Source organism: Streptomyces sp. NBC_00887 (genome assembly GCF_045207585.1).
This window is the reverse complement of the sequence record NZ_CP108788.1, coordinates 4,737,372-4,763,029: the sequence shown is the minus strand read 5'-3', so window position 1 is coordinate 4,763,029 and position 25,658 is coordinate 4,737,372. Positions and strand designations below refer to the sequence as shown.

Genomic DNA, 25,658 nt, shown 5'->3' with positions numbered 1-25,658 from the left:
GAGGAAGGGAACCATGTCCACCAGGTGGAACCTGACGATCGACTGCGCGCGTCCCGCGGAACTGGCGCGGTTCTGGGCGCTGGCGCTCGGCTACGTGGAGAAGCCCCCGCCCGCCGGGTTCGCGAGCTGGGAGGAATGGTTCGCCCACCACGACATCCCGCAGGACGAATGGGACGACGGTGCCTATCTGGCCGACCCGGACGGTGTGGGCCCCGCCCTGTCGTTCCAGAAGGTCCCGGAGCCCAAGGCGGCCAAGAACCGGGTGCACTTGGACGTGCAGGCCGGAGGCGGCCGCGAGACACCCTGGGAGGTGCGGTGGCCGCGGGTCGTCGAGGCCCGGGAGCGGCTGACGGCCGCCGGTGCGACGGTGGTCGCGGAGTACGACGTGCAGGGCAGGCCCGACCATGTGATGTTGGCGGACCCGGAGGGCAACGAGTTCTGCCTGGTCTGACTTCGGCCTCGCGCCTCGGTTACGGGCCGCTTCGCCCGTAACCGAGGCAGAAGGTACCGCGGTGCGCGGTACCGGGCAGAAGGAACGGGGCCCGGCCGCAGCCGCGGCCGGGCCCCGTTCCTTCTGTTCGCGGCTACGGGAAGGAGACCACCTGTGAGGGGACGGTGGTGTCACCGGAGGTGGGGGATCCGGTGTCGTTGATGACGTGTTCGTACTGTCCCTTGCCGCCCAGGGACACCACGAGCAGGTCGTGGAACTTCACACCTGGCTTCACCGGTGCCTGGAACCCGTGGTGCTGCTGAATGGTCGGGTCGACGTTGTAGTAGCAGTAACTGCCCATGCCCCAGCCCTCGTGGGTGGTGACCGAGTCGTCGACCTTGTAGGCGGCGTACCCCTTGACGTCGCCGTTCTGGATGGCGGCCTGGTCGGGGGCGTCGTACGCCTTCTCGTTCTGGAAGAAGATCGTCCTGCCGTTCTCGCCGGACCACTGCACGTCGTACTTGTTGAAGTGCTCGACGAACAGCCCGGTGGCCAGCACGTCGTCGCCCTTCACATGGACGCCGTAGTCCGCCCGGTTGGTCTCCCAGCCGACACCCTCGCCGTGGTCGGCGCGCCACACCCAGGTGTGGTCGACGATCGTGTCGTCGCTGTTGACGACGATGCTGGTGGTCGCCTTGCCGGGGCCGGCGCCACCGATGCGCACGAACACGTCCTGGAGCGACGTCGGGTTGGCCGAGTGGTCGGCGGAGGCGCCCTCGGGGCCGACCTCGACGAGCGTCTCGGAGTTGACCGGACCCGCGTCGATCAGCAGACCGGCCAGCTTCACACCGTCGACGTCACCGACCTTGATCGCGGTCACCCCGTTGTCCGGGATGATCGTGGCGAGCCCCAGGCCGAGGGCCACGGTGTCCGCCCGGTTGATGTTGATCGTCCGGTCGACGTGGTAGACACCCGGCGTGAACAGCAGGTGCAGCCCCTGCTCCACGGCCGCGTTGATGGTCTCGGCGGTCGCGCCGGGCTTGACGACGTAGAACTGGCTCAGCGGAATCGACTCGCCCTGCGGGGTGCCGTTGCCCCAGGTGGTGCCGCGCGCGTCGGTGCGCTTGGCGGGGACGAAGACCTTGTAGTCGGCGCCGTCGAGGTAGAGGAAGGGCTTCTCGCGGGAGACCGGAGTGGTCTCGAGCGTGGTGTACGGCGGCTCGGGGAAGCTCTGCGCAGGCGCGCCCTCGACTCCGGAGAACGTCATGTTCCAGACGCCGTTGCCCCAGCTGCCGATGGAGCTGTCGCGGGTGTACCACTGCTGCTGCGAGTAGGGGCCGACCTGGCCGTCGATCTTGCTGTCGGCGATGTAGCCGCCGCTGGCCCAGCCGTATCCGTCGGGCGCGAGGTTGAGCCCGCCCTTGACGTGCATGCGGCGGAAGGGGGCGGCCTGGGAGACGGCCCAGCGGTTGGTGCCGCTGACCGGGTTGAGGGCGAGGTTCTCGGCCGAACGCCAGAAGTTCTGGGTGGCGTTGCCGTTGAACCAGCCGGCGTCCACGGTCACGTCACCGTTGAAGGTGGTGTCGTCGGGGTCGAGGCCGAGACCGGCGATGGAGGTGTAGAAGCCGATCTGGGCGTTGATGTTGTCGTACGTGCCCGGCTTGAACATCAGCGCGTAGCGGTCGGTTCCGAACTGGGCCGACTCCTGCTTCTTGAAGATCTCGTCGACCTTGCCCTGGATGTTCGGGGTCGACGGGTCGAAGACCAGGACGTTGGGGCCGAGGTCACCGCCGCCGGGCACCTCCTGGACGCCCTCGCCGAAGGCCGTCTGGGTGGCGGGGACCGCCATGAGGAGCGACACGGCGAGCGCCGCGAAGCCGAGGGCCCGGAAGCGGCGGCGCCTGTGGGGGGCGGTCCGGCCGGTGGGGCTCGTGGGGGGAGCTTGCATGAAGTACATCTCCTGAGTCGTGGTACGGGTGCACGACGAACGTCCGAGAGAGGCGAGAGAGCGCTCTCTCGTGTCGGCGATGTAACCGCCATTGGTCCGGACACGTCAAGAGGTGTGCATCAGAAGCCTCAGCTGTGTGCTGATGACGCCACAATTAACCGATGTGGAAAGGCAATTGACCCGCTATGGGATCAGTTCGCGGCGTCGGTGACTTCACAGGATGACGACGCAGGTCGGGCCCCGTCCGGGGTGATCTTCGCGGCTTCACGCTCCGACGGGCACGCCGTCACCCGGCGTCCGTGTCCTGGGCGGTCCCGATCTCGCGGATCACGCGGGCCGGATTGCCCACCGCCACGACATCGGCGGGCAGATCCTTGGTGACCACCGCTCCCGCGCCGACCACCGTGTTCTCGCCGATCGTCACCCCCGGGCAGACGATCACCCCGCCACCGAGCCAGACGTTGTCGCCGATCGTAATGGGCTGCGCCGCCTCCCACTTGGCCCGGCGGGCCTCCGGGGCCACCGGGTGGGTGGGCGTGAGGAGCTGGACGTTCGGGCCGATCTGGACGTCGGTGCCGATCGTGATGCGGGCGACGTCGAGGAACACGGCACCGAAGTTGACGAACGTGCGGGCGCCGATCGAGATTCCGTAGCCGTAGTCCACCCGGAGCGGGGCCCGGACCTCCACGCCCTCGCCCAGCTCGTCCAGCAGTTCGGCGAGGGCAGCCCGCCGGGCCTCGGGGTCGGCGGCCGGAGCGGAGTTGAACCGCTCGCTCAGCACGGCCGCGCGCAGCGCGTCGGCGGCGAGCTCGGGGTCGTCGGCGATGTACGGCTCGCCGGCGAGCATGGCTTCCTTCTGACTGGTCACGTCGTAAGCCCTTCAGCTGTCCGCGTTCGCCCCTTCAGGGCGAAGGACACTAGTTCAGCAGCGCCCGGGCGGCCCGGGCGCGGTCGCGGATCGCCTGTGCCGCAGTGGGTTCGATCGCGTCGACGACCTGGGCGTACTCCTCCATCTCCGCAGCCCCGCGCAGAAACTCCCCGCGCTGCACGAGGAGCTGGGCCCGCTCGTAGCGGAGCCTGGCCGGGTGCGAGGGAAGCAGCAGGGAGAGTTCGAGCGCCCACAGCGCCACGTCCGTGCGCTCGGGGCGGGCCGCGGCCCAGGCCCTGATGTTGTTCAGGATCCGCAGCACGGTCTCCAGCGGCCCCGCGGGCGCCAGCATCGAGGCCTCGAGCGGTGCGCCGGTCGCCCCCGCCACCATCAGCTCTGCGTCCTCGCCGCTCAACGGCACACCGCCGGCGAACGGATCGGCCAGTACCCGTTCCGAGGGATCGCCGAACCCGACCACGAAGTGCCCCGGCAGGGCCACCCCGTACACGGGTGCCCCCGCCCTCCGCGCCACTTCGGTCCAGACCACGGAGAGCAGGATCGGCAGGCCCCGGCGGCGCAGCAGCACCTGCTGGAGCAGTGAGGACTCCAGCCGCTGGTAGTCGGCGGACGAACCGGCGAAACCGCACTGCCCGCCGAGCAGTTCTCCGAGCGCGGACGCCCATGCGGCCGCGCTGCGCACACCGTACGGCAGGAGCCCCGCCAGCCGGTCCAGCTCGATCTGCGCGGCGTCGATGCCGTACGGATCGGCGGAGGGCCGGGAGTCGGCCGCCGCCGGGAATCCCGCCTCGGCGCCCACCAGCAGGCAGAGCAGCGCGAGGTCCGGCCTCTCCGCGCGGGCCTCGTCGGCGAACTGCCGCCGGCGTTCGGCCGCACCGGAATCCTGAGCGCTCATATACGACTAATCCCCTGTTGTTCCCGCTAGGCGGACCGGAAGTGGTGGTACCGGTGGTGGGTGGCGAAGCCCATGCCGTCGTACAGCGCACGCGCACCGTCGTTGTCCGTCTCGACCTGGAGCCACGAAGCCGACGCCCCCTCGTCCAGCGCCTTGCGGGCCAGCGCGGTCATCACGGCCGTGGCCAGACCCCGGCGCCGGTACTCGGCGCCCACCTCCACAGCCATGAACCCCGCCCAGCGGCCGTCCACGACACAGCGTCCGACGGCGGCGGGCGCCCCGTCGGCACCCTCGCCCGGCACGGTGGCGAACCACACCGAGGGGCCGCTGCCGAGCACCTTCAGCACCTCGCCGCCCGGGGTGTGTCCCGGGGCGCCGAAGCGCTGGTACCGGGAGAGCCACGCATCGTCCGTCCCACGGGCGAGCCGCACCGCCGAGACGTCCGCATCCAGGTCGCCGACCGGCGCGAGCGCCCCGATCCGCATCTCGGCCGACACCTCGCGCCGCCATCCGTGCTCCTCCAGCGCCGCACAGAGCTGCTCCTGCGTGTCCTGCGCACCTGTGGCGGTCTGGATGTACGCGGGCAGGCCGCGCTCCCGGTACCACCCCAGGATGTGCTCCAGCGCCGCGTCGAGCGGGAGTCCGGGATCGCCGAGCGGGAGTACGGAGTTGGCGCGGCGGGTGAACCCGGCGGCGGCGCGCAGCTGCCAGTCGCCCAGCGGCTCGCTCTCCACGGGCTGCCAGGCGCGCGCGGCGACGCGCGCGAGTTCGTCGAACGAGGCGGCGGGGCCACGACGGCGGGCCGGCGCGGAGGGCACCACCTTGCCCGCCACCAGCGACGATTCCGCTATGTGGACACTCTCGCCGCTCCGGGGCGTGATGGAGAGCACCTCGTTGTCCCACGATGTGAGAACCCCGACCGTGTCCGTGAACTTCGGGGTCTCACCGGGGGCACTGATCAGTTGGCGGACGGACACGCGTTTGCCCACGTCAGCAGCTGTCATGCGTACCTCAAGCCGTCCGCTGATGGTGAACTCCATAGCTCAGTACGCCCCTCCTGTTCGGATCGTGCCCCGGAACGGAGATACTAGATGCGGGCATCGACGACGCCGCGCTCCCGCGCGAGAGCCAACGCCCTACCGAGGAGGAACGACAGCGTGACCTACGTCATCGCGCAGCCTTGTGTCGACGTAAAGGACAAGGCCTGCATCGAAGAGTGCCCCGTCGACTGCATCTATGAGGGCTCACGGTCCTTGTACATTCATCCGGACGAATGCGTCGACTGCGGAGCCTGTGAGCCGGTCTGCCCGGTGGAAGCCATCTTCTACGAGGATGACACCCCGGAGGAGTGGAAGGACTACTACAAGGCGAACGTCGAGTTCTTCGACGACCTCGGTTCGCCCGGTGGCGCCTCCAAGCTGGGCCTCATCGAGCGCGACCACGCCTTCATCGCCGCGTTGCCGCCGCAGAACCAGTAGCAGCGGCCGCACGAGCGTCGCCCGGTCCCGTACGGCTCGTCACCGTGCGGGACCGAGGCGTTTCCCGGCACGCACGTCCACGTACGAGAAAGCAGAGATCCGTGTCTGCAGCAGTCCCCGTCTCCTCCCGGCTCCCGGTCTTCCCCTGGGACAAGCTCACGCCCTACAAGTCGACGGCGGCTGCCCACCCGGACGGCATCGTCGACCTGTCCGTCGGCACCCCCGTCGACCCGGTGCCCGAGCTGATCCAGCAGGCGCTGATCAGCGCCGCCGACAGCCCCGGCTACCCGACGGTATGGGGGACCGTAGCCCTGCGCGACGCCCTGACCGGCTGGGTGGAGCGCCGGCTCGGCGCCGTCGGTGTGGAGCACGAGAACGTCCTGCCGGTCGTCGGCTCCAAGGAGCTGGTGGCCTGGCTGCCGACCCAGCTCGGTCTCGGCCCGGGGGACAAGGTGGCCTACCCGAGGCTCGCCTACCCGACGTACGAGGTCGGCGCGCGGCTCTGCGGCGCCGAGCCCGTCGTCTACGACGACCCCACCGAGCTGGACCCGGCCGGCCTCAGGCTGCTCTGGCTCAACTCGCCGTCCAACCCGACCGGCCGCGTCCTGCCCAAGGACGAGCTGGCCCGGATCGTCGCCTGGGCGCGTGAGCGCGGCGTGCTGGTCTTCAGCGACGAGTGCTACCTGGAGCTCGGCTGGGAGGCCGAGCCCGTCTCCGTGCTCCACCCGGACATCTGCGGCGGCTCGTTCGAGGGAATCGTCGCCGTCCACTCGCTCTCCAAGCGCTCCAACCTCGCCGGGTACCGGGCGGCCTTCGTCGCGGGCGACGCGGCCGTCCTCGGCGAACTGCTCCTGATCCGCAAGCACGGCGGGATGATGACCCCGGCGCCGGTCCAGGCGGCGACCGTCGCGGCGTTGGCCGACGACACGCACGTGGCCGAGCAGCGGGCCCGGTACGCGCGGCGGCGCACGGTCCTGCGGGAGGCGCTGGAGGCCCACGGTTTCCGGATCGAGCACAGCGAGGCGAGCCTCTACCTGTGGGCCACGCGCGACGAGCCGTGCTGGGAGACCGTGGCGTACCTCGCCGGGCTCGGCATCCTGGTGGCGCCGGGCGACTTCTACGGGCCGGCCGGGGACCGCTTCGTACGGGTGGCGCTGACGGCCACGGACGAACGGGTGGCCGCGGCGGTCAAGCGGCTGTCCTGACTCGATGCGCCGATGGGCCTCGGGAGTGCGCACTCCCGAGGCCCATCGGCGCATCAGTGCCGTGTTCGTGCGGGTGGTTCAGCCGATCGGCAGGGCGCCGGTGGGGAGACCATCGGTCGCCAGGGTGTCGTTCGCCAGTTCGCCGCCTGCCACGGTGCCGGCCTTCTCGAGGGTCTGACCGGCGACCGGGAGGGTCGTGCCGACGACCTTGCCGCCGGTCTCGTTCGCCGCTCCGGTGCCCTGCTTCGAGGCGGAGTCGAGCGTGCTGCTCACGCCGGCACCGTCGAGCGTGGTCAGGCCGCCCAGGGCAGGGGTCTGCGGGAGCCCCGCGGCACCTGCGGCACCGGCCGCACCGACCACGGGTGCCGCGCCTGCGGCGATCAGCAGCGCGGCACGGGCGATCCGACGGGTCAGGGGGAGGGACATGATGCTCCTTCGACGGGACTACAACGGGTTCTCGGCAGATGTGGAATCTGCCTGTCCGGTGATCCGGACGCACTGACAACCGGTCCAAGGGCAGGGAAGGTTGCGGTCCGCGAAGGCAAAGACTGAGTAATGCGTCAGATAATCCGCAACGGAGGAACCCGGGCAAAACATGCATCGCGTCGGCGTCGGCCGAACCGTCACTTCCCTGTGTTCGCAAGGAATTCCGGGGGTGGGCCGGGCTCGTGGGAAGGGTGGCGCAAGGGGGGTCGGGGGAAGGGTCGGACGGCCCGTACGGGCGACTCTCCGTACTACTGCGCGAGCCGCATTCGGACCTCTGTAGTGCCCGATTCCTCACGTTCCGTCCGCCAGCCCGTCTCGGCGCTCCACTCCCGGCCGGCATACGAGACCTCGTCGATCCGCAGCGCGTCGGCCCGGGCGACCGCCCAGTGGGCCAGCTCCCAGCCGCGCCGGGGTGCCGTGTCCGCGGCGGTCTTCACGGTGGACCGCACGGGCACCGAGATCGTGCCCGCGGCCGAGGCCCCGGCAGCCCCGGCAGCCGGCAGGACGTCCTCGCCGAAGGCGCGTACCAGTTCGGTCCGCACCTCGGCAGCGTCCCCGGGCGTGGCCGCCTTCGACAGCGTGCAGCTCAGCGAGGCGGGCGCGCGTCCGGTCAGCGCGGCGGCCAGCAGCGCGGCATCCGGCTCGTGCTTGGCGTACGCCTGGGGAAACCCGCTCTTCTGCACCCGCTGCGCGGCGACGGTCAGCGGCAGCCGCGAGTAGCCCGGAACCTCGGCGAGGTGCTCGTAGAACTCCCCGGACGAGTAGACCGGATCCATGATCTGCGCCGGCGTTCCCCAGCCCTGCGAGGGACGCTGCTGGAAGAGCCCGAGCGAGTCCCGGTCACCGTGGTCGATGGTGCGCAGCGCGGACTCCTGCAGCGCGGTCGCGAGCGCGATGGTCACCGCGCGCTCCGGCAGGCCGCGGGTGGTGCCCACCGCCGAGATCGTCGCGGCGTTGGCGGCCTGGTCGGGGTTCATCTCGTACGTACGCCCCTCGGTGCCGTCCCCGTCCGCGGAGCGCACGGTGCAGCGGGGCGCGCCCTTGTTGCCGGAGACGTACTGCACGGCCAGATAGCCGGCCAGGGCCACGAGCACGGCGAAGGCCGCCGCGATACGGAAGAAGCGGCTGCGGCGGGTGGAAGTGGCGGTCCGGGGCACGGAGCCCACCGTACTGGAGGGTAGGGCGGGGCCGAGACGGAAGTCCTCTAGGGTCGTGACCATGGACGGACACACGCTTGACCTCGCGCTCGACGGACCCGAGCTCACAGCCAGGCTCGTCGACTTCCCGTCGGTCAGCGGGCAGGAGAAGGACCTGGCCGACGCGATCGAGGCGGCCCTGCGCCCGCTGCCGCACCTGACCGTCGAGCGGCACGGCAACAACGTCGTGGCGAGGACTCGGCTGGGCCGTGCCGAGCGCATCGTGCTGGCCGGCCACATCGACACCGTGCCGATCGCGGACAACGTCCCGTCCCGGCTCGACGAGAACGGTGTGCTGTGGGGGTGCGGGACCTCCGACATGAAGTCGGGTGTCGCCGTGCAGCTGCGGATCGCGGCGACGGTACCGGAGCCCAACCGCGACCTCACGTTCATCTTCTACGACAACGAAGAGGTCGCCGCCCACCTCAACGGCCTCGGACACGTGGCCGAGGCGCACCCCGACTGGCTCGACGCGGACTTCGCCGTCCTCCTGGAGCCGTCCGACGCCCAGGTCGAGGGCGGCTGCCAGGGCACGATCCGGGTCCATCTGCAGCTGGAGGGGGAGCGGGCCCACTCCGCGCGCAGCTGGATGGGGTCCAACGCGATCCACGCCGCCGCTCCGGTGCTGGCGAAGCTCGCCGCGTACGAGCCGCGCCGGCCGGTCATCGACGGGCTCGAGTACCACGAGGGGCTCAACGCCGTACGCATCGAGGGCGGCGTCGCCACCAATGTCATCCCCGACGCCTGCACGGTGGTGGTCAACTACCGGTACGCCCCCGACCGCACCGCCGAGGAGGCCGAGGCGCACGTCCGCGAGGTCTTCGAGGACTGCGGCGTCGCCGGCATCACGGTCGACGACCACTCCGGAGCCGCGATGCCCGGTCTCTCGCACCCGGCGGCAAAGGCGTTCATGGCAGCGGTCGGCGGTACGGCGCAGCCCAAGTTCGGCTGGACGGACGTGTCCCGCTTCGGCTCCCTCGGCATTCCCGCGGTGAACTACGGCCCCGGGGACGCGCTGTTCGCACACAAGCGGGACGAGCAGGTGGCGGTCGAGCGGATCACGCACTGCGAGGAGCGCCTCCGCTCCTGGCTCACCAGCTGACTCACCGCATTCCCCTGCTCGTAACCTCGGCCGATCTACGCTGAAGCGACACGCACATCGCAGGTCGGCGGAGGGAGCAGGTCATGGGCAACCCGGAGGACGCACGGATCCCCGAGGGCGCGCAGGTTCCTGAGGGCGCGGTGAAGCCCGAGGAGCAGCGGATGGGCCCGGTACTGCGCCGCAGGGACCAGGTACAGCCGGGCACGACGGATCAGCGGCTGCTGGATTCCGAGGGCGATTCCGAATGGGTGCACACGGATCCCTGGCGCGTGATGCGCATCCAGTCGGAGTTCGTGGAGGGCTTCGGAGCCCTCGCGGAGCTGCCGAGCGCCATCAGCGTCTTCGGATCCGCCCGCACGCCGGCCGGCGGGCCGGACTACGAGGCGGGTGTCCAGATCGGCAGGGCGCTCGTCGAAGCGGGGTTCGCGGTCATCACGGGTGGCGGCCCCGGGGCGATGGAAGCGGCGAACAAGGGGGCCCGGGAGGCGAAGGGCGTCTCCGTCGGACTCGGTATCGAGCTGCCGTTCGAGTCCGGGTTGAATCCGCATGTCGACATCGGCGTCAACTTCCGGTACTTCTTCGTCCGCAAGACGATGTTCGTCAAGTACGCGCAAGGCTTCGTCGTCCTGCCCGGAGGCCTCGGCACGCTGGACGAACTGTTCGAGGCGCTGACCCTCGTGCAGACGGGCAAGGTGACGCGCTTCCCGATCGTGCTGTTCGGCTCGGCCTACTGGCGCGGGCTGGTGGACTGGCTGCGGGACACGGTGGTGGCCCAGGGCAAGGCGTCCGAGACGGATCTGCTGCTGTTCCACGTCACGGACGACGTCGACGAGGCGGTCGCGCTGGTGACCAAGGAGGTCGGTCGGTAGGGGCCCGTCCCGGCGCCCCAACCGGTCTCCTCGGCTACGCCAGTCCCCGGCGGGCCACCGCGGGTGCGCGGTGGCCCGCGATGGAGGCCACCATGTCCAGGACCTGCCGCGTCTCCGCCACCTCGTGCACCCGGTACACCTGCGCACCCAGCCACGCCGACACGGCAGTCGTCGCGAGCGTGCCGATCACCCGTTCCTTGACCGGCTTGTCGAGGGTCTCCCCGACGAAGTCCTTGTTGGACAGCGAGACCAGCACCGGCCAGCCCGTGGCCGTCATCTCGTCCAGCCTGCGCGTGGCCTCCAGCGAATGCCGGGTGTTCTTCCCGAAGTCGTGACCGGGGTCGATCATGATTCCGTCCGGCCTGACCCCGAGCCCGACGGCCCGCTCGGCGAGGCCGACCGTCACCCGCAGGATGTCCGCCATCACATCGTCGTACGTGACCCGGTGCGGCCGGGTCCGCGGCTCGGCGCCGCCCGCGTGCGTGCACACGAGCCCCGCCCCGTACCGTGCCGCGACCTCGGCGAGCTTCGGGTCGACGCCGCCCCACGCGTCGTTCAGGAGGTCCGCCCCGGCCTCGCAGACGGCCTCGCCGACGTCGTGGCGCCAGGTGTCCACGCTGATCACGACATCCGGGTGGCGGCGGCGCACCTCGGCGACGAAGCCGACCGTGCGGCGGGCCTCCTCCTTGGCCGTCACCTCCTCGCCGGGGCCGGCCTTCACCCCGCCGATGTCGATGATCGCGGCGCCCTCCGACACGGCGTGCTCGACCCGGGAGAGCGCGGGCTCGTCGCGGAACGTCGCACCCTGGTCGTAGAAGGAGTCCGGGGTCCGGTTCACGATCGCCATGATCACGGGCTCGTGCGGCCCGAATTCCCGCCGCCCAAGCCTGAGCGCACCGCTTCGCATCCCTGGTTCCTCCTCGGTAGGTCGCCTGCGACCCTAACTGTCGGTGCCGCATGGCACGATCTGACCCGGACAGGTTTCCGCTCCCGGGGAGATGCGCGTGTTCTGGTTCTTGCTGCTCACGATGGCCGTGGTGGTGGCCGCGGTCACCCTGGCGGTGGTCGGCGGAGGCGGAAGTGCGGTGCTGCAGGACGTGGAGCCCGAGCGGCTCACCGACCCGCTGCCGGCGAACCGCCCGGTCGGCCGCGCCGACATCGAGGTCCTGCGGCTGCCGCTGGCGGTGCGCGGCTACCGCATGGCGGAGGTGGACGAGGCGCTGGGCAGGCTCGGTGCCGAGCTCGCCGAGCGGGACGCCCGCATCGCCGAGCTGGAATCGGCGCTCGCCGGCGCTCAGGCGACCGCGGTGACCGGTCCCGACCTGTTCAAGCGGCCGGGCGAGCCGCTCGGCGGGGACAAAGGCAGGGACAACAGCCGTGAGAACGGCCGTGACAACGGCAGGCCGCCGGGCGAGGAAGGCCAGCGATGAGCGATGCCCGGCCGGCCGCAGACGGCGGTCTGCGCTGCCCCTGGGGCCTGTCCACGGAGGACTACCTCGCCTACCACGACACGGAGTGGGGCCGCCCGGTCCACGGCGACGACGCCCTGTTCGAGCGGCTCTGCCTGGAGGCGTTCCAGTCCGGCCTTTCCTGGCTGACGATCCTGCGCCGTCGCGAAGGGTTCCGCAGCGCATTCGCCGGGTTCAAGATCTCCGCCGTGGCGGAGTTCACCGAAGCCGACAGGGAACGGCTCCTCGCCGACGCCGGCATCATCCGCAACCGCGCGAAGATCGACGCGACGCTGGCCAACGCCAAGGTGCTGGCCGGCTGGGACGAGGGCGAGCTGGACGCGCTCATCTGGTCGTACGCCCCCGACCCGGCCGGCCGCCCCGCCCCGCGTGCCCTCGGTGACATCCCGGCCGTCACCCGGGAATCCACGGTGCTGGCCAAGGACCTCAAGAAGCGGTCCATCCGCTTCGTCGGCCCCACGACGGCCTACGCCCTCATGCAGGCCTGCGGCCTCGTCAACGACCACCTGGCCGACTGCGTGGCCCGGGAGGCGCTCCAGGGCCCGTCCAGCCGGTCCTGACCGGCTCCACGCCGTTCGGCTCCGAGCGGCCGAACAGCCCCGGCGCCACCCGCCGAGGCCGGACGGCCCCCTGCGGCTACCTGCCGAGGTACTTCGGCCGCTGCTTGGCGAGGAACGCCTCGACCGCGATGGTGTGGTCCTGCGACGCGCCCGCCCGGGTCTGGAGTTCGTCCTCCTTCTCCAGTGACTCGGCGAGCGTGTGGCCCGCGCCGTACGCCATCGACGCCTTCAGCGCCGCGTACGCCACCGTCGGCCCCTCCGCGAGGGCACGCGCCACCGCCAGGGCCTCCTTGGCCAGGTCGGCGGCGGGCACCACCTTGTTGGCGATGCCCAGTTCGTACGCCTCCTGCGCGGAGATCGAACGCGGGAAGAACATCAGGTCGGCCGCGCGACTCGCGCCGATCAGCCGGGGCAGCGTCCAGGAGACGCCCGAGTCCGCCGTCAGGGCAACGCCCGCGAAGGACGTGTTGAAGGCGGCCGTGTCGGCGACCACGCGGTAGTCGGCCGCGAGCGCGAATCCGAACCCCGCGCCCGCGGCGACCCCGTTGACCCCGGCCACGACGGGCTTCTCCATCTCGGTGATGGCCCGCACGATCGGGTTGTAGTGCTCCTTCACGGTGCTCAGCGCGTTGCCGCCGCCCGACTCGCGGGCCTCGGCGAGCTTGGAGACGTGCTCCTTGAGGTCCTGGCCCACGCAGAAGGCGCGCCCGGTGGCGGTGAGCAGAACAGCTCGTACGGCGGTGTCCTCGGCGACGGCTCGAAGGGCGTCGCGGAGCGCGTCCTTGGCCGCGGTGTTCATGGCGTTCATCGCGTCGGGTCGGTTGATCGTGATCGTCGCGAGCCCGTCGCTGACGTCCGTGAGCACGGCGTCAGCCATGGTGTCGGCCATTCCTGGGTCCCCTTACGGCTCCGGCATTGTGCCTGTCCAGGCAAGCATGGCCGACTTCGGACGGGCCGGAGATGTGACCTGCGTCTAACAATTGGCTCTCGGCTGGGGGCCGGTGGCGGCGCAGTATCGCAGCCGGATCGCCGAAATAGGTGGTTTTGAGAGAGTGCGTTGCGCAAGCGATGCAGACCGATGTTGGTCATCGGGGTCTCCCATGCGGGATAATGCGAAGGAAGCAATGTGTTCGACGCCGGTGAGGCAGCGCCTGTCATGGGGCCGCCGGTTGGGATGAGCTGGTTTCAGGAAGGGGAACGAGCATGGCGGCCATGAAGCCGCGGACGGGCGACGGCCCGCTCGAGGTGACAAAGGAGGGGCGGGGCATTGTCATGCGCGTTCCGCTCGAAGGCGGCGGTCGGCTTGTCGTCGAGCTGACTCCGGACGAGGCCGATGCACTCGGCGATGCCCTGAAGAAGGTCGTCGGCTGACGTAGACGCGCCCACACTTCACCACTGCCCCGGCACCGATTCGGTGCCGGGGCAGTGGTGCGTCACGGATCAGGTGGCGCGGCCCTCAGCCGCGCCGCACCGCGCACAGCAGACCGTCGCCCACCGGCAGCAGTGTCGCCATCAGCTCCTGGCTCTCCCGCACCGCACGCAGCAGCTCACGCAGGCGCAGCACCTCGGCCGGCTGGGCGGCGGAATCGATGGTGCGGCCGTCCGCGAAGACGCCTTCGAAGCAGACGAGACCGCCGGGCCGCAGCAGGCGCAACGATTCAGCGAGGCAGTCCAGGCTCTCCAGCCGGTCACCGTCGCAGAAAACAAGGTCGTAGCCGCCGTCGGCGAGTCGCGGCAGTACGTCGAGGGCGCGCCCGGGGATGAACCGCGCCCGGTTCGTGGCAAAACCCGCAGCCCGGAACGCCTCGCGCGCGAACTGTTGGCGCTCCGGTTCCGGATCGACGGTGGTCAGTACGCCGTCGGGGCGCATCCCGTGCAGCAGATAGATGCCTGACACGCCCGTACCGGTGCCGATTTCGGCCACCGCCTTGGCGTCCGCGGCGGCAGCGAGCAGGCGCAGCGCAGCTCCGGTGCCTGGGGACACCGAGCGGAGCCCTGCCTCGCGGGCCCGGTCACGGGCCCAGCGCAGAGCTGCGTCCTCGGCGACAAAGGCGTCGGCGAACGCCCAGCTTGCCTGCCGGTTGGCGGTAATGACCCTCTCCTGTCCCCGTAGTTGGCGCAACGGTGACTGTATCCGCTGGAGCCGGGAACCCGCAGATGGGACCGGGCGTTAGGTAGAGGCAGGGGAAAACGCGTGGATCGGACCCGCTCGGCGGGCCCGGAACATGGGCCCTTGTTCCCGGGTGGGCCCGGGCGTCAGCAGGTGAAAAGGCTTATCCGGAGCTAACGGGCGAGGTGGCTATGGTAGGGGCTCCACTGGACACCACCAGAGCCGATAGGGGAGGTGCGGCTGCGCCTGTGGATCGGGGAGGAGTGCTGCGGCGCTTTCTCAGGTCGGCTGGTGAGCCGAAATCCGTGACCAACATTGCTGACCGTTCTTCCAACGATTCCGCACCGACCGCGACCTTCGCCTCAGATGCGGATTCTCAGGCGTGGACCCCGCCCTCATGGGAAGAGATCGTCAGCACGCACAGCGGTCGCGTGTACCGCCTTGCCTACCGGCTGACAGGAAACCAGCACGACGCCGAGGACCTCACCCAAGAGGTCTTCGTCCGTGTCTTCCGATCGCTGTCGACGTACACGCCCGGCACCTTCGAGGGCTGGCTGCACCGGATCACGACGAATCTCTTCCTGGACATGGTCCGCCGCAAGCAGCGGATCCGTTTCGACTCCCTGGGCGACGACGCCGCGGAGCGGCTGCCGAGCCGGGAGCCGTCCCCGCAGCAGGTTTTCAACGACACCCACTTCGACGCGGACGTCCAGCAGGCGCTGGACACCCTCGCGCCCGAGTTCCGTGCCGCAGTCGTGCTCTGCGACATCGAGGGCCTCTCGTACGAGGAGATCGCCGCCACGCTCGGCGTGAAGCTCGGCACCGTGCGCAGCCGTATCCACCGGGGCCGCTCGCACCTGCGCAAGGCGCTGCAGCACCGTTCGCCGGAAGCCCGCGCCGAGCAGCGTTCGCTGGCGGACGCGGTCCTGGCAGGGGAGGGCGGATCGGCGTGAGTGCCACAGGCCCCACCCCCGCGGAGCACCATCTGGGGGACCGGCTCGCCGCGCTCGTCGACGGCGAGCTCAAACACGACGCCCGGGAGCGGGTCCTCGCCCACCTGGCGACCTGTTCCAGGTGCAAGGCCGAGGCCGACGCCCAGCGGCGGCTGAAGAGCGCCTTCGCGACCGCCACCCCTCCCTCCCCCTCCGAGGGGTTCCTGGCGCGCCTGCAGGGCCTTCCCGGGGGCCCGGGGAGCGATGACGACGGCCCGAGCCGCCCCTTCGGCGGTGGACGGCGCTTCGGGGAGGGTCTCTTCCCCGAACTGCAGCACCCCGGCGGACGCCCGGGAACGACCTCCGGGCCCTCACCGCTGGACGGATTCGGCTACCTCCCCACCGCGCACGGCTCCACCGCCGTGCTGCCGGGCGGCCCGACCGGCTCGGCCTTCCGCATCCACGACGTGGGCCGCGAGGCCGACCGTTCGCCGTGGCGTGCCCGGCGCTTCGCGTTCGCCGCGGCAAGTGCCGTCTCGCTGGCAGCCATTGCGCTCGGCGGCGCCCTGCCCCTTGACCAGGGTCCTGACGCGCCGCTCAGCGCGGAGGGCGCGGGAAGCAGCGTGACGCCGCTCGACGCCGACGCACGGACGGGCAGTGCCGGTGCTGCGGCGAGCCGCGGTGGCGGCGGTGCTCTCGCGGTCGGCGACGGCCGGGCCACGGTCACGCCCTCGCACCCCGCCCCGTCCTCGTCCGCCCGGCCGGTGCTCGCCGCCGCGCCGTCGCTGCTCAGCACCACGATGCTGAGCGGGCACTCGTACGCGTACCCGGTGCTGAACGTGACCGTGCCGCCGCTGATACGCCCGACCGATGCCGGCCCGCTGTTCTCGGCCACGCTCGGCGGGGGAGCGGACCCGAAGCCGGCGGCGGCCGCGCCGCAGCTCCGTGACCACGCGATGCCGCTTTCTCCCCTGCGCTGACCGGGACCCTGCGCGCGGATTCGCAAACCTGGTTGAATTCCGGGAGGGACGCCCCTGTGGGGGCGTGCAGAGGCCAGTTGCGGGGAGAGCATGGACGACGGAAAGCCCAGCGGGCCGAAGGCGAAGTGGTGGAGCCGTCCCTCGACGGGACGTGCTGTCCCTGCCGGGCCGGAGGACTCGACGTCCGTCGCGGACGCGGCCGAGGACACCGCGGTCCACGGGGCGGCACCGGCAGCGGTGCCGGCGGCGGAACCGGTACCCCGGCCCGCCCCCGCCCCCGCAACCGCCGAGCCGCCCGCGCCTCCGCTCGCCGAGCCGCCCGCCCCCCGTGCACAGCCACTGCACGCTCCCGACGAGTACAGCACCCCGCCCTACGGAGGCCCGGGGCCGTGGGCGCCCGCACCGCCCGTGCAGCGCCCGGTGCCGACCCCGGCGCACGGCACTCCCGTACCCCCGCCCTACGCGGGGACGAACGGGCAGGGGACGGCCGTCCAGGCCGCGGCACCGGTACCCGTCCACGCCCCGGCCCCTGCCGCCCAGGGCAGCCCCGGTGGGGCGTACGCAGCCGCGCCCCAGCCGCATGCGGTGCCGCAGCAGCATCACCACAGCGCCACCCCGCCCCCGCCCCCGCAGCAACCCCACCCCGCCCAGCACGAGCTCCAGCCCCAGGCCTCCCAGTGGCTGCGCTACGACCCGTGGGGTGCGCCCCAGCAGCCACTCGCCCACGCCGGCCCGCCCCTCGGGGCCGACCGGCAGCCCCGCAGGCGCCGCCGTGGATCCGCCCTGATCGGTGCCGCGCTGCTCGCTCTCGTCGCCGGCGGGATCGGCGGCGGCATCGGCGCCTACGCCGAGCGCAACGGAGGTCTCACCACGGTCGAGCTCCCGCAGGCCGGCCGGGACAGCGGAGGCAGGGCGCCCGACAGCGTCGCGGGCATCGCATCCAGCGCGCTGCCCAGCGTGGTGACCCTGCACGTCAGCGGATCCGCCGAGTCCGGTACGGGCACCGGCTTCGTCCTCGACAAAAAGGGCCACATCCTCACCAACAACCACGTGGTCGCCCCCGCAGGTTCCAACGGGGACATCACCGTCACCTTCAGCGGAGGAGAGACCGCGCCCGCCGAGATCGTCGGCAAGGACAGCGGCTACGACCTGGCGGTCGTCAAGGTGACCGGTGTCTCGGGCCTCAAGCCCCTGCCTCTGGGGAACTCCGACAACGTGCAGGTCGGCGATCCCGTGGTGGCCATCGGCGCCCCCTTCGACCTGTCCAACACGGTCACGTCCGGCATCATCAGCGCCAAGCAGCGGCCCATCACCGCGGGCGGCGAGAAGGGCGACGGCTCGGACGTCAGCTATGTCGACGCCCTGCAGACGGACGCCCCGATCAACCCCGGCAACTCCGGCGGCCCGCTCGTCGACTCAGAGGCCCATGTCATCGGCATCAACAGCGCCATCCGCGGCGCCGACAGCGGCTCCGGCCTCGACGGCGGGCAGTCCGGCTCCATCGGCCTCGGCTTCGCGATACCGATCAACCAGGGCAAGCGCGTCGCCGAGGAGCTGATCAACACGGGCAAGGCCACCCACCCCGTGATCGGCGTCACGCTGGACATGAAGTTCACCGGCGACGGAGCCAAGGTCGGCGGGAAGGGCGCCGACGGCGGGTCCGCGGTCACCGCGGACGGTCCCGCCGACAAGGCCGGCATCAAGACGGGCGACATCATCACCGAGGTGGAGGGCGAGCGCGTGCACAGCGGCGAGGAACTGATCGTCAAGATCCGTGCCCACCGGCCGGGCGACCGGCTCGACCTCCGGCTGACCCGGGATGGCAAAGAGCTGTCCATGACCTTGACGCTCGGCTCGGCGAGCGGCACCTGACGGCCACCGGCAGGTACCGCCCGGACAGCTTCGCCGGGTACCGTGGAGCCGGTCCGGGCCCCTGACGACCTGGTGGCGGAGAACCGCGGAGAACACGCAGAGAACACGAGGAGCAGCAAGGTGTTCAATGACATAGGCGCACTCGAGCTCCTGACGCTCGTGGTTCTTGCCGTGCTCGTATTCGGTCCGGAGAAACTGCCGAAGGTCATCCAGGACGTCACGCGGACCATCCGCAAGATCCGTGAGTTCTCGGACAGCGCCAAGGAAGACATCCGCTCGGAGCTCGGCCCGCAGTTCAAGGACTTCGAGTTCGAGGATCTCAACCCCAAGACCTTCGTCCGCAAGCAGCTCATGGACGGCAACGACGACCTGGGGCTCAAGGAGATCCGCGAGAGCTTCGACCTGCGCAAGGAAATGGCCGACGTCACCGACGCGGTGAACGGCCGTGAGACTGCGTCCTCCGCATCCGGCGCCGGTGCTGCGGCAGCGTCCGCCGCCGGCGCGTCGGCCGGGGGCTCCGCGCCCGATCTGCTCAAGAAGCCCGCTCAGCCCGCCAAGGACGAGCGTCCGCCGTTCGACGCAGACGCCACCTGAGACCCGTCAATCCCGACTCGTCCGGACGGTATGGCTATTCTCCATCTGTCCGGTTGCGAGGTTGCCCATGCCCACGGGGGGAGGGCCGCTCCGGATCAGTGAAAGATCGAGGAGGCGGCCGGACAGATGGAGACGACGAGTCGGGTAGGGGCGGAAGATGCGCCCAGCGCAGTCACCGCAGAGGGGGTGCCGGCGACCCGGCGTACTGTCGACGGCTATCTCAAGGCGCCGTTCCCCTGGTACGGGCTGGACGGGGCCTTCACCGGTCCGCGCTGGCTGATGCAGGTCACCGCCTCGGCGGACGGCACCGTGCAGCACGGTTCCACCGGGCACGGCGAGGAGCCCGTGGTGCGGGCCGACGCGGGCGCCGAGAAGGCTCGCTTCGCGGTGGTCGTGACGGTGGCCAGCAGTCCGGTACGGCGCAGTGGTGACGGCACCGGGGTGCTGGACGCCACCACCGTATCCTCGGCGGCCTGGCTGGCGGGCTCCGGTCTGCTGGCCTACACATGGCCCCCGCAGATGGACCACACCCTGCGCAACGAATGGCTGAACCAGCAGACCGAGACCGCGTTCGTACTCGCCGACGACCTGGGCGAGGCGCCGTGGTCGACGCTCTCCCTGCCGGTGGACGGCGTGCCGGTGGAGTTCCACTACCGCGAGTCCGAGTTCGGCTGGGTGCTGGCGGGTTCGGCGCCGGACGGGGTGCACATCGGCGCGTACGGACGCGGGATGAGCGCGTACGGCCTGGGCTTCGCCGTGGTGGGCGACATCGCCGCGTACGACAACTGAGCGAGCGCGACGCGTCGAGCGGATGCGCGGCGTCGAGCGAACAGCCGTAGCGCGACAGCGGTAAGGGTCGGCACCTCCTCGGAGGTGCCGACCCTTACCCGTGGACCGCTCAGAACTTGTTGCGCGGGGTGAGCCCCAGCGACATGCCGGACAGGCCGCGCTGACGGCCGCTCAGCTTCTCCGCGATGGACCGCAGCGCGGCGCCGGCCGCGGAGTCCGGGTCGGACAGCACGACGGGCTTGCCCTCGTCGCCGCCCTCGCGCAGGCGCACGTCGATCGGGATGGTGCCCAGGACGGGTACCTCGGCGCCCACCGTCTTCGTCAGCCCCTCGGCGACCCGTTGGCCGCCGCCCGAGCCGAACACGTCGACGATCTCGTCGCAGTGCGGGCACGGCATCCCCGACATGTTCTCGACGACGCCGACGATCTTCTGGTGGGTCTGCACGGCGATGGAGCCGGCCCGCTCGGCGACCTCGGCAGCGGCCTGCTGGGGGGTCGTGACGACGAGGATCTCGGCGTTCGGCACGAGCTGTGCCACGGAGATCGCGATGTCACCGGTGCCCGGCGGCAGGTCGAGCAGCAGGACGTCCAGGTCGCCCCAGTACACATCGGCGAGGAACTGCTGCAGCGCGCGGTGCAGCATGGGCCCGCGCCACACCACCGGGGCGTTGCCCGGGGTGAACATGCCGATGGAGATCACCTTCACGCCGTGCGCCGACGGCGGCATGATCATGTTCTCGACCTGGGTGGGCTTGCCGTCCACGCCGAGCATCCGGGGCACGCTGTGACCGTAGATGTCCGCGTCCACGACGCCGACCTTGAGTCCGTCTGCCGCCATCGCCGCGGCGAGGTTCACCGTCACCGAGGACTTGCCGACGCCGCCCTTGCCGGACGCGACCGCGTAGACCCGGGTCAGCGACCCGGGCTTGGCGAACGGCACCTCACGCTCCGCCGTGCCGCCGCGCAGCGAGGAGGCGAGCTCCTTGCGCTGTTCGTCGCTCATCACGTCAAGAGTGACCTCGACCCGTGACACGCCCTCGACACGGGCCACCGCGTCGGTCACGTTCTTGGTGATCGTCTCTCGCATCGGGCAGCCGGAGACCGTGAGGTACACGGTGACAGCGACCACACCGTCAGGATCGATTTCGACCGATTTCACCATGCCCAGCTCGGTGATCGGTCGGTGGATCTCCGGGTCGTTCACTGTCGCCAGTGCTTCACGCACCGCGTCTTCCGTAGCCATAGGACGATGGTACGGCGCCGGTGCCTACGCGCGGGTAGCCCCTCAGCGGTCGCCTTCGTCACTCTCGACCTGCAAGAGGACCTGGCGCTCCTCCATGTCCTTCACCATGGCCTCCAGCTCGGAGCGGATCCAGTCCCGGGTGGCGACCTCGCCGAGCCCCATCCGGAGCGCCGCGATCTCGCGGGTGAGGTACTCGGTGTCCGCGATCGACCGCTCGTTCTGCTTGCGGTCCTGCTCGTGGGTCACCCGGTCGCGGTCGTCCTGGCGGTTCTGCGCGAGGAGGATCAGCGGGGCCGCGTACGAGGCCTGGAGGGACAGCATCAGGGTCAGGAAGATGAACGGGTACTGATCGAAGCGGAACTTCTCCGGCGCGAAGATGTTCCACACCACCCACAGGATGATGATCAGCGTCATCCAGACGATGAACCGTCCCGTACCCAGGAACCGGGCGATGCGCTCGGAGAAGCGGCCGAACGCCTCGGGGTCGTACTCCGGCAGCAGCCGGCGCCGCTGGGCCTTGGGCTGGTCGAGCCGGGGCCGCGGGGGGCGCACGATGCCCGACGAGCCGGTCGACCCGGCTCTGGGGCGGTCCTCACCGGTCACCGGCGATCCCCTCCTCGCCCTGGAAGTCGGTCTCGCGCCAGTCCTCGGGCAGCAGGTGGTCGAGCACGTCGTCGACGGTCACCGCGCCCAGCAGCGACCCGGTCTCGTCCACCACGGGAACGGAGACCATGTTGTACGCGGCCAGGAAACTGGTCACGGCCGACAGCGGGGTGTCCGGCGTCAGCGGCACGAGATCGCTGTCGACGAGCGAGCTGACCAGCGTGAACGGCGGATCGCGCAGCAGCCGCTGGAAGTGCACGGTGCCCAGGTACTTGCCGGTCGGGGTCTCGTCCGGTGCCCTGCAGACGTACACCTGCGCGGCCAGCGCCGGGGAGAGGTCCTGCTGCCGGACCCTGGCCAGCGCGTCCGCGACCGTCGCGTCGGGCCGCAGGATGATCGGCTCGGTCGTCATCAGACCACCCGCGGTCCGCTCTTCGTACGACATCAGGCGCCGTACGTCGGCGGCGTCGTCCGGCCGCATCAGTGCCAGCAGTCGTTCCTTGTCCGCCTCCGGCAGCTCCGAGAGCAGGTCGGCCGCGTCGTCCGGGTCCATCGCCTCCAGGACGTCCGCCGCGCGGTCCTCCTTGAGCTTGCCGAGGATCTCCACCTGGTCGTCCTCGGGGAGCTCCTCCAGGACGTCCGCGAGCCGGTCGTCGTCCAGGGCGGCGGCGACCTCGGCACGGCGCTTGGGCGACAGGTGGTGCAGGGCGTTGGCGACATCCGTCGGACGCAGCCGTTCGAAGGTGGCGACCAGGTTCTCGGCACCCTGGCCGTCCTCGTCCAGCGAGAAGCCGCTGATCGCCGACCACTCCACGGTCAGCGTCTCGCCCCTGCGGCGCAGCGCGCCGCCGCGCCCCTTGCGCACGAAGAACTTGTCGATCTCCCAGTCGCGGCGGGCGGGCAGCTGCTGGATCGCGACGTCGAGGACGGTGACCTCCTCGTCGGTTTCGACCAGGTGCACCCGCCGGTCAAGGATCTCGCCGAGAACGAGTCGCTCGGTCGGGCGCTGCTCGAAGCGCCGCATGTTGACCACTCCGGTGGTGATGACCTGGCCCGACTCGACGCCCGTCACCCGGATCATCGGCAGGAAGATCCGCCGCCGGCTCACCACTTCGACGACCATCCCGAGCAGCCGCGGCGGTTTGCCGCCGACGCGCAGCATGGCCACCAGATCGCGGACACGGCCGACCTGGTCGCCGTTGGGGTCGAAGACCGGCACACCGGAGAGGTGTGAGACGAAGACCCGGGGAGCGCCTGCTGCCATCGTGTGCGCCTCCCTGAAGTCCCTCACGCCCTCCTTTGCGTGATCAGGCTAGCCCGTACCGCGACGGTGTGCGCCGGTGGACCCGTCCGTACGGCGCACTGCCGAATGGCGTACGCGGCACAGGTACGCTGCCGTCTGCCACCCCCCGACACACAGACGAGAGGCAGTGCGCCCGTGACCTCTTCCGCCCCGGCCGTCCGGGCCCATCGCCGGACCGCTCTCGCCGTGGTGCTCTGTGCGGGCCTGACGGCCGCGCTCACGGCCTGCGCCGGAGAGGACCCGGACAAGGGGACCAACGGCGTCGGCAAGCTGACCGCGGCCCGGATCGACCAGAAGGCACGGGCGGCGGCGGACGCCGCGGACGCGGTGCGGCTCGCCGGCAAGCTGGTCAGCAAAGGGGGCACGTACACCCTGAACATGCAGCTCAGCGCCGATGGCGGCACCGGATCGGTCACCTCGAGACGGAGCACGTTCGCGTTGCTGCGGATCGGTGACGAGCTCTTCCTCAAGGCAGACGCCGGTTTCTGGAACCACGAGGACACGGGCGACAGCGACAACGAGGGCGACCGGGCCGCCGCCGACAAGCTGCAGGGCAAGTACGTGAAGGTCCCGCAGGACGACCCGACGTACAAGCAACTGCGCGGCTTCACCGAGAAGAAGACCCTGCTCGACGGAGTGCTCGCACTGCACGGGAAGATCAACAAGGGCGACCGCGACACCATCGGCGGGGTACGCACCGTGCAGATCATGGGTGGAAAGGGTGAGGGCGGCGCACTCGACGTCTCCCTGGAGGGCACCCCGTATCCGCTGCGCGTGGCGCGTGGCGGGGGCGGCGGCATCGTCACCCTCGCCGACTGGGGCAAGGCCTTCACGCTGGAGGCGCCGCCCGAGAGCGCCACCGTCGACTACGGCGGCCAGCTCCCCAAGTCGTCCGGCTGAGCGCGGTCCGCAGGCCTACCCGGCCCGGGGGCTGCCGGCCGGTCAGCTCTTCCTGCGGCGCTTGAGCAGCAGCCGGGGAAGCGCGGCGGGCGCGGGCCGTCGCGTGGTCGCCCCGGTGGGCAGCGGGGCAGCGGCCAGGGAGCCGTCCGGCAGCTCCGTACGGGAGGCGCCCGGCGTCAGCCGTACCACCCGGCACTCACGCGCCCACCGGTCAGTCATCTGTTCGGCGTCCGGTGCGTTCAGCCGCTTGCCCTTGAGCTCGGCGACCGCCGCCTCCCACTCCTCGGAGTGCGGTTCCAGCACGGCGACCGCGGCGGTCCAGGCGACGAGCCTGCCGCCCTTGTCCTTGCTGCGCACGGTCACTTCGGCGGCGCCGCCGTCCTCCAGGCCCCCGGGGAGCGGCTGCTCCCCGGGCCCGTCGCCGACGAGCACGGCCGCGGCCTCGTGCCAGACGTGCCACAGGGCCCGGGCGGGGCCGGTGCCCCGCACCCAGATCAGGCCGGACTTCTTGGTGGCCTCTTCGACGAGAGCCCGGCCCAGCAACACGTCAGCAGCAGTCATGCCCGAACTCTATTAGAGCCAGCCGTTGCGCTTGAGGCTGCGGTGGATGGTGAAGCAGACGATTCCGATGACGCCCATCACCACCGGATAGCCGTACGTCCACTCCAGCTCCGGCATGTGATCGAAGTTCATGCCGTACACGCCGCAGATCATCGTCGGTACGGCGATGATGGCGGCCCAGGACGTGATCTTGCGCATGTCCTCGTTCTGCGTCACCGTCGCCTGCGCCAGATTGGCCTGAAGGATCGAGTTGAGCAGCTCGTCGAAGCCGATGACCTCCTCGTGCACGCGGGCGAGGTGGTCGGCGACATCGCGGAAGTACTTCTGGATGTCGGGATCGATCAGCCGCATAGGACGCTCGCTCAGCAGCTGCATGGGCCGCAGCAGCGGCGACACGGCACGCTTGAACTCCAGTACCTCGCGCTTCAGCTGGTAGATCCGGCCCGCGTCCGAACCGCGCGGACCGCCCTTCGCCGGGGTGGAGAACACATCGATCTCGACCTCGTCGATGTCGTCCTGCACCGAAGCGGCCACCGCGATGTACCCGTCGACCACATGGTCGGCGATGGAGTGCAGCACGGCGGACGGGCCCTTGGCGAGCAGCTCCGGGTCGTCCTGGAGCCGGTGGCGCAGGGCGCGCAGCGAGCCCTGTCCGCCGTGCCGGACGGTGATGACGAAGTCCCGCCCGGTGAAGCACATCACCTCACCGGTCTCGACGACCTCGCTGGTCGCGGTCAGTTCGGCGTGCTCGACGTAGTGGATGGTCTTGAAGACGGTGAACAGCGTGTCGTCGTACCGCTCCAGCTTGGGCCGCTGGTGGGCGTGGACGGCGTCCTCGACGGCGAGCGGGTGGAGACCGAACTCCCTCGCGATACCGGCGAATTCCTCCTCGGTCGGCTCGTGCAGGCCGATCCAGGCGAATCCGCCTTCCTCGCGCACGCGCAGCATCGCCTCGTGCGGGGTCTGGCAGGCGTCGGCCGCGAGCCGGCGTCCGCCCCGGTAGACCGCGCAGTCGACGACAGCGCTGGAGACGGTCGGGTCGCGGGTGGTGTCGTAGCTGTTGTACGGCGTGTTGCTCTTGCGCAGGGACGGGCGCACGGCGGCGCGCAGGTCGCGGATCATCGACAAGGCTGGCTCCTTCACGGAGGGCCGTCGGCGGGGGCGTGGAACAGCCCGGAATGGGGACGTGCGCTCACGTCCGCAAAGCGGGCGGCACCGCGCAGGCGCGATGACGGCGTTCGCTACAG

At 70.8% G+C, this 25,658-nt stretch carries 28 protein-coding genes; 14 read left to right on the top strand and 14 right to left on the bottom strand.

Annotation, left to right across the window (positions count from 1 at the left end; all coding sequences use genetic code 11):
* Positions 1–13: 13 nt before the first annotated feature.
* Complete coding sequence (locus tag OG844_RS21570) at positions 14–451, top strand: VOC family protein (protein ID WP_406392372.1); 438 nt, start codon at positions 14–16, stop codon at positions 449–451.
* 133 nt (positions 452–584) lie between these two features.
* Here OG844_RS21570 and OG844_RS21565 read toward each other — a convergent pair whose 3' ends face one another.
* From OG844_RS21565 to OG844_RS21550, 4 genes are all read right to left on the bottom strand, one after another.
* Positions 585–2,378 carry a coagulation factor 5/8 type domain-containing protein gene (locus OG844_RS21565; protein ID WP_406392371.1) on the bottom strand — a complete coding sequence of 598 codons (1,794 nt, stop codon included), beginning with the start codon at positions 2,376–2,378 and terminating at the stop codon, positions 585–587.
* Between the two features lie 286 nt (positions 2,379–2,664).
* Positions 2,665–3,225: a sugar O-acetyltransferase gene (locus OG844_RS21560; protein ID WP_406396211.1), complete on the bottom strand. Its 561-nt coding sequence runs from the start codon at positions 3,223–3,225 to the stop codon at positions 2,665–2,667.
* Positions 3,226–3,295: 70 nt separating this feature from the next.
* Entirely contained in the window at positions 3,296–4,159 is an 864-nt protein-coding gene (locus OG844_RS21555; protein ID WP_406392370.1) for a transglutaminase-like domain-containing protein, read from the bottom strand.
* Between the two features lie 26 nt (positions 4,160–4,185).
* Positions 4,186–5,199 (bottom strand): GNAT family N-acetyltransferase, encoded by a 1,014-nt coding sequence (locus tag OG844_RS21550; RefSeq protein WP_406392368.1) that lies wholly within the window; start codon positions 5,197–5,199, stop codon positions 4,186–4,188.
* Positions 5,200–5,316: 117 nt separating this feature from the next.
* Between OG844_RS21550 and fdxA the strand changes: the two genes are divergently transcribed.
* Positions 5,317–5,637 (top strand): ferredoxin, encoded by a 321-nt coding sequence (gene fdxA / locus OG844_RS21545; RefSeq protein ID WP_014154250.1) that lies wholly within the window; start codon positions 5,317–5,319, stop codon positions 5,635–5,637.
* Between the two features lie 101 nt (positions 5,638–5,738).
* Positions 5,739–6,842, top strand: a complete 1,104-nt coding sequence (dapC, locus tag OG844_RS21540; protein ID WP_406392366.1) for a succinyldiaminopimelate transaminase — start codon at positions 5,739–5,741, stop codon at positions 6,840–6,842.
* Between the two features lie 78 nt (positions 6,843–6,920).
* Here dapC and OG844_RS21535 read toward each other — a convergent pair whose 3' ends face one another.
* Both OG844_RS21535 and OG844_RS21530 read right to left on the bottom strand, forming a co-directional pair.
* Positions 6,921–7,268 carry an ATP-binding protein gene (locus OG844_RS21535; protein WP_406392365.1) on the bottom strand — a complete coding sequence of 116 codons (348 nt, stop codon included), beginning with the start codon at positions 7,266–7,268 and terminating at the stop codon, positions 6,921–6,923.
* A 308-nt stretch (positions 7,269–7,576) separates the two neighbouring features.
* Complete coding sequence (locus OG844_RS21530) at positions 7,577–8,485, bottom strand: hypothetical protein (protein WP_406392363.1); 909 nt, start codon at positions 8,483–8,485, stop codon at positions 7,577–7,579.
* A 61-nt stretch (positions 8,486–8,546) separates the two neighbouring features.
* Here OG844_RS21530 and dapE point away from each other — a divergent pair, with 61 nt between their 5' ends.
* Together dapE and OG844_RS21520 are read left to right on the top strand one after the other, a co-directional pair.
* Positions 8,547–9,626, top strand: coding sequence for a succinyl-diaminopimelate desuccinylase (dapE, locus tag OG844_RS21525; RefSeq protein WP_406392361.1), 1,080 nt, complete (start codon positions 8,547–8,549; stop codon positions 9,624–9,626).
* An 83-nt stretch (positions 9,627–9,709) separates the two neighbouring features.
* Positions 9,710–10,495: a TIGR00730 family Rossman fold protein gene (locus OG844_RS21520; protein WP_406392359.1), complete on the top strand. Its 786-nt coding sequence runs from the start codon at positions 9,710–9,712 to the stop codon at positions 10,493–10,495.
* Positions 10,496–10,529: 34 nt separating this feature from the next.
* On the opposite strand, the gene folP is transcribed toward OG844_RS21520, so the two are convergent.
* Positions 10,530–11,402, bottom strand: a complete 873-nt coding sequence (folP, locus tag OG844_RS21515; RefSeq protein WP_406392357.1) for a dihydropteroate synthase — start codon at positions 11,400–11,402, stop codon at positions 10,530–10,532.
* Between the two features lie 91 nt (positions 11,403–11,493).
* Between folP and OG844_RS21510 the strand changes: the two genes are divergently transcribed.
* Entirely contained in the window at positions 11,494–11,925 is a 432-nt protein-coding gene (locus OG844_RS21510; RefSeq protein WP_406392356.1) for a DivIVA domain-containing protein, read from the top strand.
* Complete coding sequence (locus OG844_RS21505; protein WP_406392352.1) at positions 11,922–12,524, top strand: DNA-3-methyladenine glycosylase I; 603 nt, start codon at positions 11,922–11,924, stop codon at positions 12,522–12,524. Before OG844_RS21510 ends, OG844_RS21505 begins: the two co-directional genes overlap by 4 nt.
* Positions 12,525–12,600: 76 nt before the next feature.
* On the opposite strand, the gene OG844_RS21500 is transcribed toward OG844_RS21505, so the two are convergent.
* The gene (locus OG844_RS21500) at positions 12,601–13,413 is read right to left on the bottom strand and encodes an enoyl-CoA hydratase/isomerase family protein (RefSeq protein ID WP_406392350.1); all 813 of its coding nucleotides are present in this window, start codon (positions 13,411–13,413) and stop codon (positions 12,601–12,603) included.
* Positions 13,414–13,727: 314 nt separating this feature from the next.
* On the opposite strand from OG844_RS21500, the gene OG844_RS21495 reads away from it, so the two are divergent.
* Positions 13,728–13,895: a DUF3117 domain-containing protein gene (locus tag OG844_RS21495; RefSeq protein WP_003966491.1), complete on the top strand. Its 168-nt coding sequence runs from the start codon at positions 13,728–13,730 to the stop codon at positions 13,893–13,895.
* Between the two features lie 85 nt (positions 13,896–13,980).
* Here OG844_RS21495 and OG844_RS21490 read toward each other — a convergent pair whose 3' ends face one another.
* Positions 13,981–14,646: an O-methyltransferase gene (locus tag OG844_RS21490; protein WP_385617851.1), complete on the bottom strand. Its 666-nt coding sequence runs from the start codon at positions 14,644–14,646 to the stop codon at positions 13,981–13,983.
* A gap of 179 nt (positions 14,647–14,825) precedes the next feature.
* Here OG844_RS21490 and sigE point away from each other — a divergent pair, with 179 nt between their 5' ends.
* From sigE to OG844_RS21465, 5 genes are all read left to right on the top strand, one after another.
* Entirely contained in the window at positions 14,826–15,587 is a 762-nt protein-coding gene (gene sigE / locus OG844_RS21485) for an RNA polymerase sigma factor SigE (RefSeq protein ID WP_406392348.1), read from the top strand.
* Complete coding sequence (locus OG844_RS21480; RefSeq protein WP_406392347.1) at positions 15,584–16,546, top strand: anti-sigma factor family protein; 963 nt, start codon at positions 15,584–15,586, stop codon at positions 16,544–16,546. The genes sigE and OG844_RS21480 overlap by 4 nt, the downstream gene beginning before the upstream one ends.
* 90 nt (positions 16,547–16,636) lie before the next feature.
* Complete coding sequence (locus OG844_RS21475; RefSeq protein ID WP_406392346.1) at positions 16,637–18,418, top strand: trypsin-like peptidase domain-containing protein; 1,782 nt, start codon at positions 16,637–16,639, stop codon at positions 18,416–18,418.
* A 120-nt stretch (positions 18,419–18,538) separates the two neighbouring features.
* Positions 18,539–19,012: a sec-independent translocase gene (locus OG844_RS21470; protein ID WP_406392344.1), complete on the top strand. Its 474-nt coding sequence runs from the start codon at positions 18,539–18,541 to the stop codon at positions 19,010–19,012.
* Between the two features lie 126 nt (positions 19,013–19,138).
* Entirely contained in the window at positions 19,139–19,801 is a 663-nt protein-coding gene (locus tag OG844_RS21465) for a hypothetical protein (protein ID WP_406392342.1), read from the top strand.
* A gap of 109 nt (positions 19,802–19,910) precedes the next feature.
* On the opposite strand, the gene OG844_RS21460 is transcribed toward OG844_RS21465, so the two are convergent.
* From OG844_RS21460 to OG844_RS21450, 3 genes are read right to left on the bottom strand one after another with little or no spacing between them, the layout of a single operon-like run.
* Entirely contained in the window at positions 19,911–21,044 is a 1,134-nt protein-coding gene (locus OG844_RS21460; RefSeq protein ID WP_329207687.1) for an Mrp/NBP35 family ATP-binding protein, read from the bottom strand.
* A gap of 42 nt (positions 21,045–21,086) precedes the next feature.
* Positions 21,087–21,647 (bottom strand): DUF1003 domain-containing protein, encoded by a 561-nt coding sequence (locus OG844_RS21455; protein ID WP_406392341.1) that lies wholly within the window; start codon positions 21,645–21,647, stop codon positions 21,087–21,089.
* Positions 21,637–22,911 (bottom strand): magnesium transporter MgtE N-terminal domain-containing protein, encoded by a 1,275-nt coding sequence (locus OG844_RS21450; protein ID WP_406396210.1) that lies wholly within the window; start codon positions 22,909–22,911, stop codon positions 21,637–21,639. The genes OG844_RS21455 and OG844_RS21450 overlap by 11 nt, the downstream gene beginning before the upstream one ends.
* Positions 22,912–23,085: 174 nt before the next feature.
* Here OG844_RS21450 and OG844_RS21445 point away from each other — a divergent pair, with 174 nt between their 5' ends.
* On the top strand, positions 23,086–23,850 hold the full coding sequence (locus OG844_RS21445) for a hypothetical protein (RefSeq protein ID WP_406392339.1): 765 nt from the start codon (positions 23,086–23,088) through the stop codon (positions 23,848–23,850).
* Positions 23,851–23,892: 42 nt separating this feature from the next.
* On the opposite strand, the gene OG844_RS21440 is transcribed toward OG844_RS21445, so the two are convergent.
* Together OG844_RS21440 and OG844_RS21435 are read right to left on the bottom strand one after the other, a co-directional pair.
* Entirely contained in the window at positions 23,893–24,411 is a 519-nt protein-coding gene (locus tag OG844_RS21440; RefSeq protein WP_406392338.1) for a hypothetical protein, read from the bottom strand.
* A gap of 12 nt (positions 24,412–24,423) precedes the next feature.
* Positions 24,424–25,539, bottom strand: coding sequence for a magnesium and cobalt transport protein CorA (locus OG844_RS21435; RefSeq protein WP_406392336.1), 1,116 nt, complete (start codon positions 25,537–25,539; stop codon positions 24,424–24,426).
* Positions 25,540–25,658 lie beyond the last annotated feature (119 nt).

Bases quoted from the DNA above. Each gene is read 5' to 3' on its own strand.
- OG844_RS21550 (WP_406392368.1), bottom strand. From the start codon at position 5,199: ATGGAGTTCACCATCAGCGGACGGCTTGAGGTACGCATGACAGCTGCT.
- OG844_RS21535 (WP_406392365.1), bottom strand. From the start codon at position 7,268: ATGTCCCTCCCCCTGACCCGTCGGATCGCCCGTGCCGCGCTGCTGATC.
- OG844_RS21520 (WP_406392359.1), top strand. From the start codon at position 9,710: ATGGGCAACCCGGAGGACGCACGGATCCCCGAGGGCGCGCAGGTTCCT.
- OG844_RS21465 (WP_406392342.1), top strand. From the start codon at position 19,139: ATGGAGACGACGAGTCGGGTAGGGGCGGAAGATGCGCCCAGCGCAGTC.
- OG844_RS21450 (WP_406396210.1), bottom strand. From the start codon at position 22,911: ATGGCAGCAGGCGCTCCCCGGGTCTTCGTCTCACACCTCTCCGGTGTG.
- OG844_RS21565 (WP_406392371.1), bottom strand. From the start codon at position 2,378: ATGCAAGCTCCCCCCACGAGCCCCACCGGCCGGACCGCCCCCCACAGG.
- OG844_RS21510 (WP_406392356.1), top strand. From the start codon at position 11,494: ATGCGCGTGTTCTGGTTCTTGCTGCTCACGATGGCCGTGGTGGTGGCC.
- folP (WP_406392357.1), bottom strand. From the start codon at position 11,402: ATGCGAAGCGGTGCGCTCAGGCTTGGGCGGCGGGAATTCGGGCCGCAC.
- OG844_RS21440 (WP_406392338.1), bottom strand. From the start codon at position 24,411: ATGACTGCTGCTGACGTGTTGCTGGGCCGGGCTCTCGTCGAAGAGGCC.
- dapE (WP_406392361.1), top strand. From the start codon at position 8,547: ATGGACGGACACACGCTTGACCTCGCGCTCGACGGACCCGAGCTCACA.
- OG844_RS21500 (WP_406392350.1), bottom strand. From the start codon at position 13,413: ATGGCCGACACCATGGCTGACGCCGTGCTCACGGACGTCAGCGACGGG.
- sigE (WP_406392348.1), top strand. From the start codon at position 14,826: ATGGTAGGGGCTCCACTGGACACCACCAGAGCCGATAGGGGAGGTGCG.
- OG844_RS21570 (WP_406392372.1), top strand. From the start codon at position 14: ATGTCCACCAGGTGGAACCTGACGATCGACTGCGCGCGTCCCGCGGAA.
- OG844_RS21475 (WP_406392346.1), top strand. From the start codon at position 16,637: ATGGACGACGGAAAGCCCAGCGGGCCGAAGGCGAAGTGGTGGAGCCGT.
- OG844_RS21495 (WP_003966491.1), top strand. From the start codon at position 13,728: ATGGCGGCCATGAAGCCGCGGACGGGCGACGGCCCGCTCGAGGTGACA.
- OG844_RS21560 (WP_406396211.1), bottom strand. From the start codon at position 3,225: ATGCTCGCCGGCGAGCCGTACATCGCCGACGACCCCGAGCTCGCCGCC.
- OG844_RS21555 (WP_406392370.1), bottom strand. From the start codon at position 4,159: ATGAGCGCTCAGGATTCCGGTGCGGCCGAACGCCGGCGGCAGTTCGCC.
- OG844_RS21505 (WP_406392352.1), top strand. From the start codon at position 11,922: ATGAGCGATGCCCGGCCGGCCGCAGACGGCGGTCTGCGCTGCCCCTGG.
- OG844_RS21460 (WP_329207687.1), bottom strand. From the start codon at position 21,044: ATGGCTACGGAAGACGCGGTGCGTGAAGCACTGGCGACAGTGAACGAC.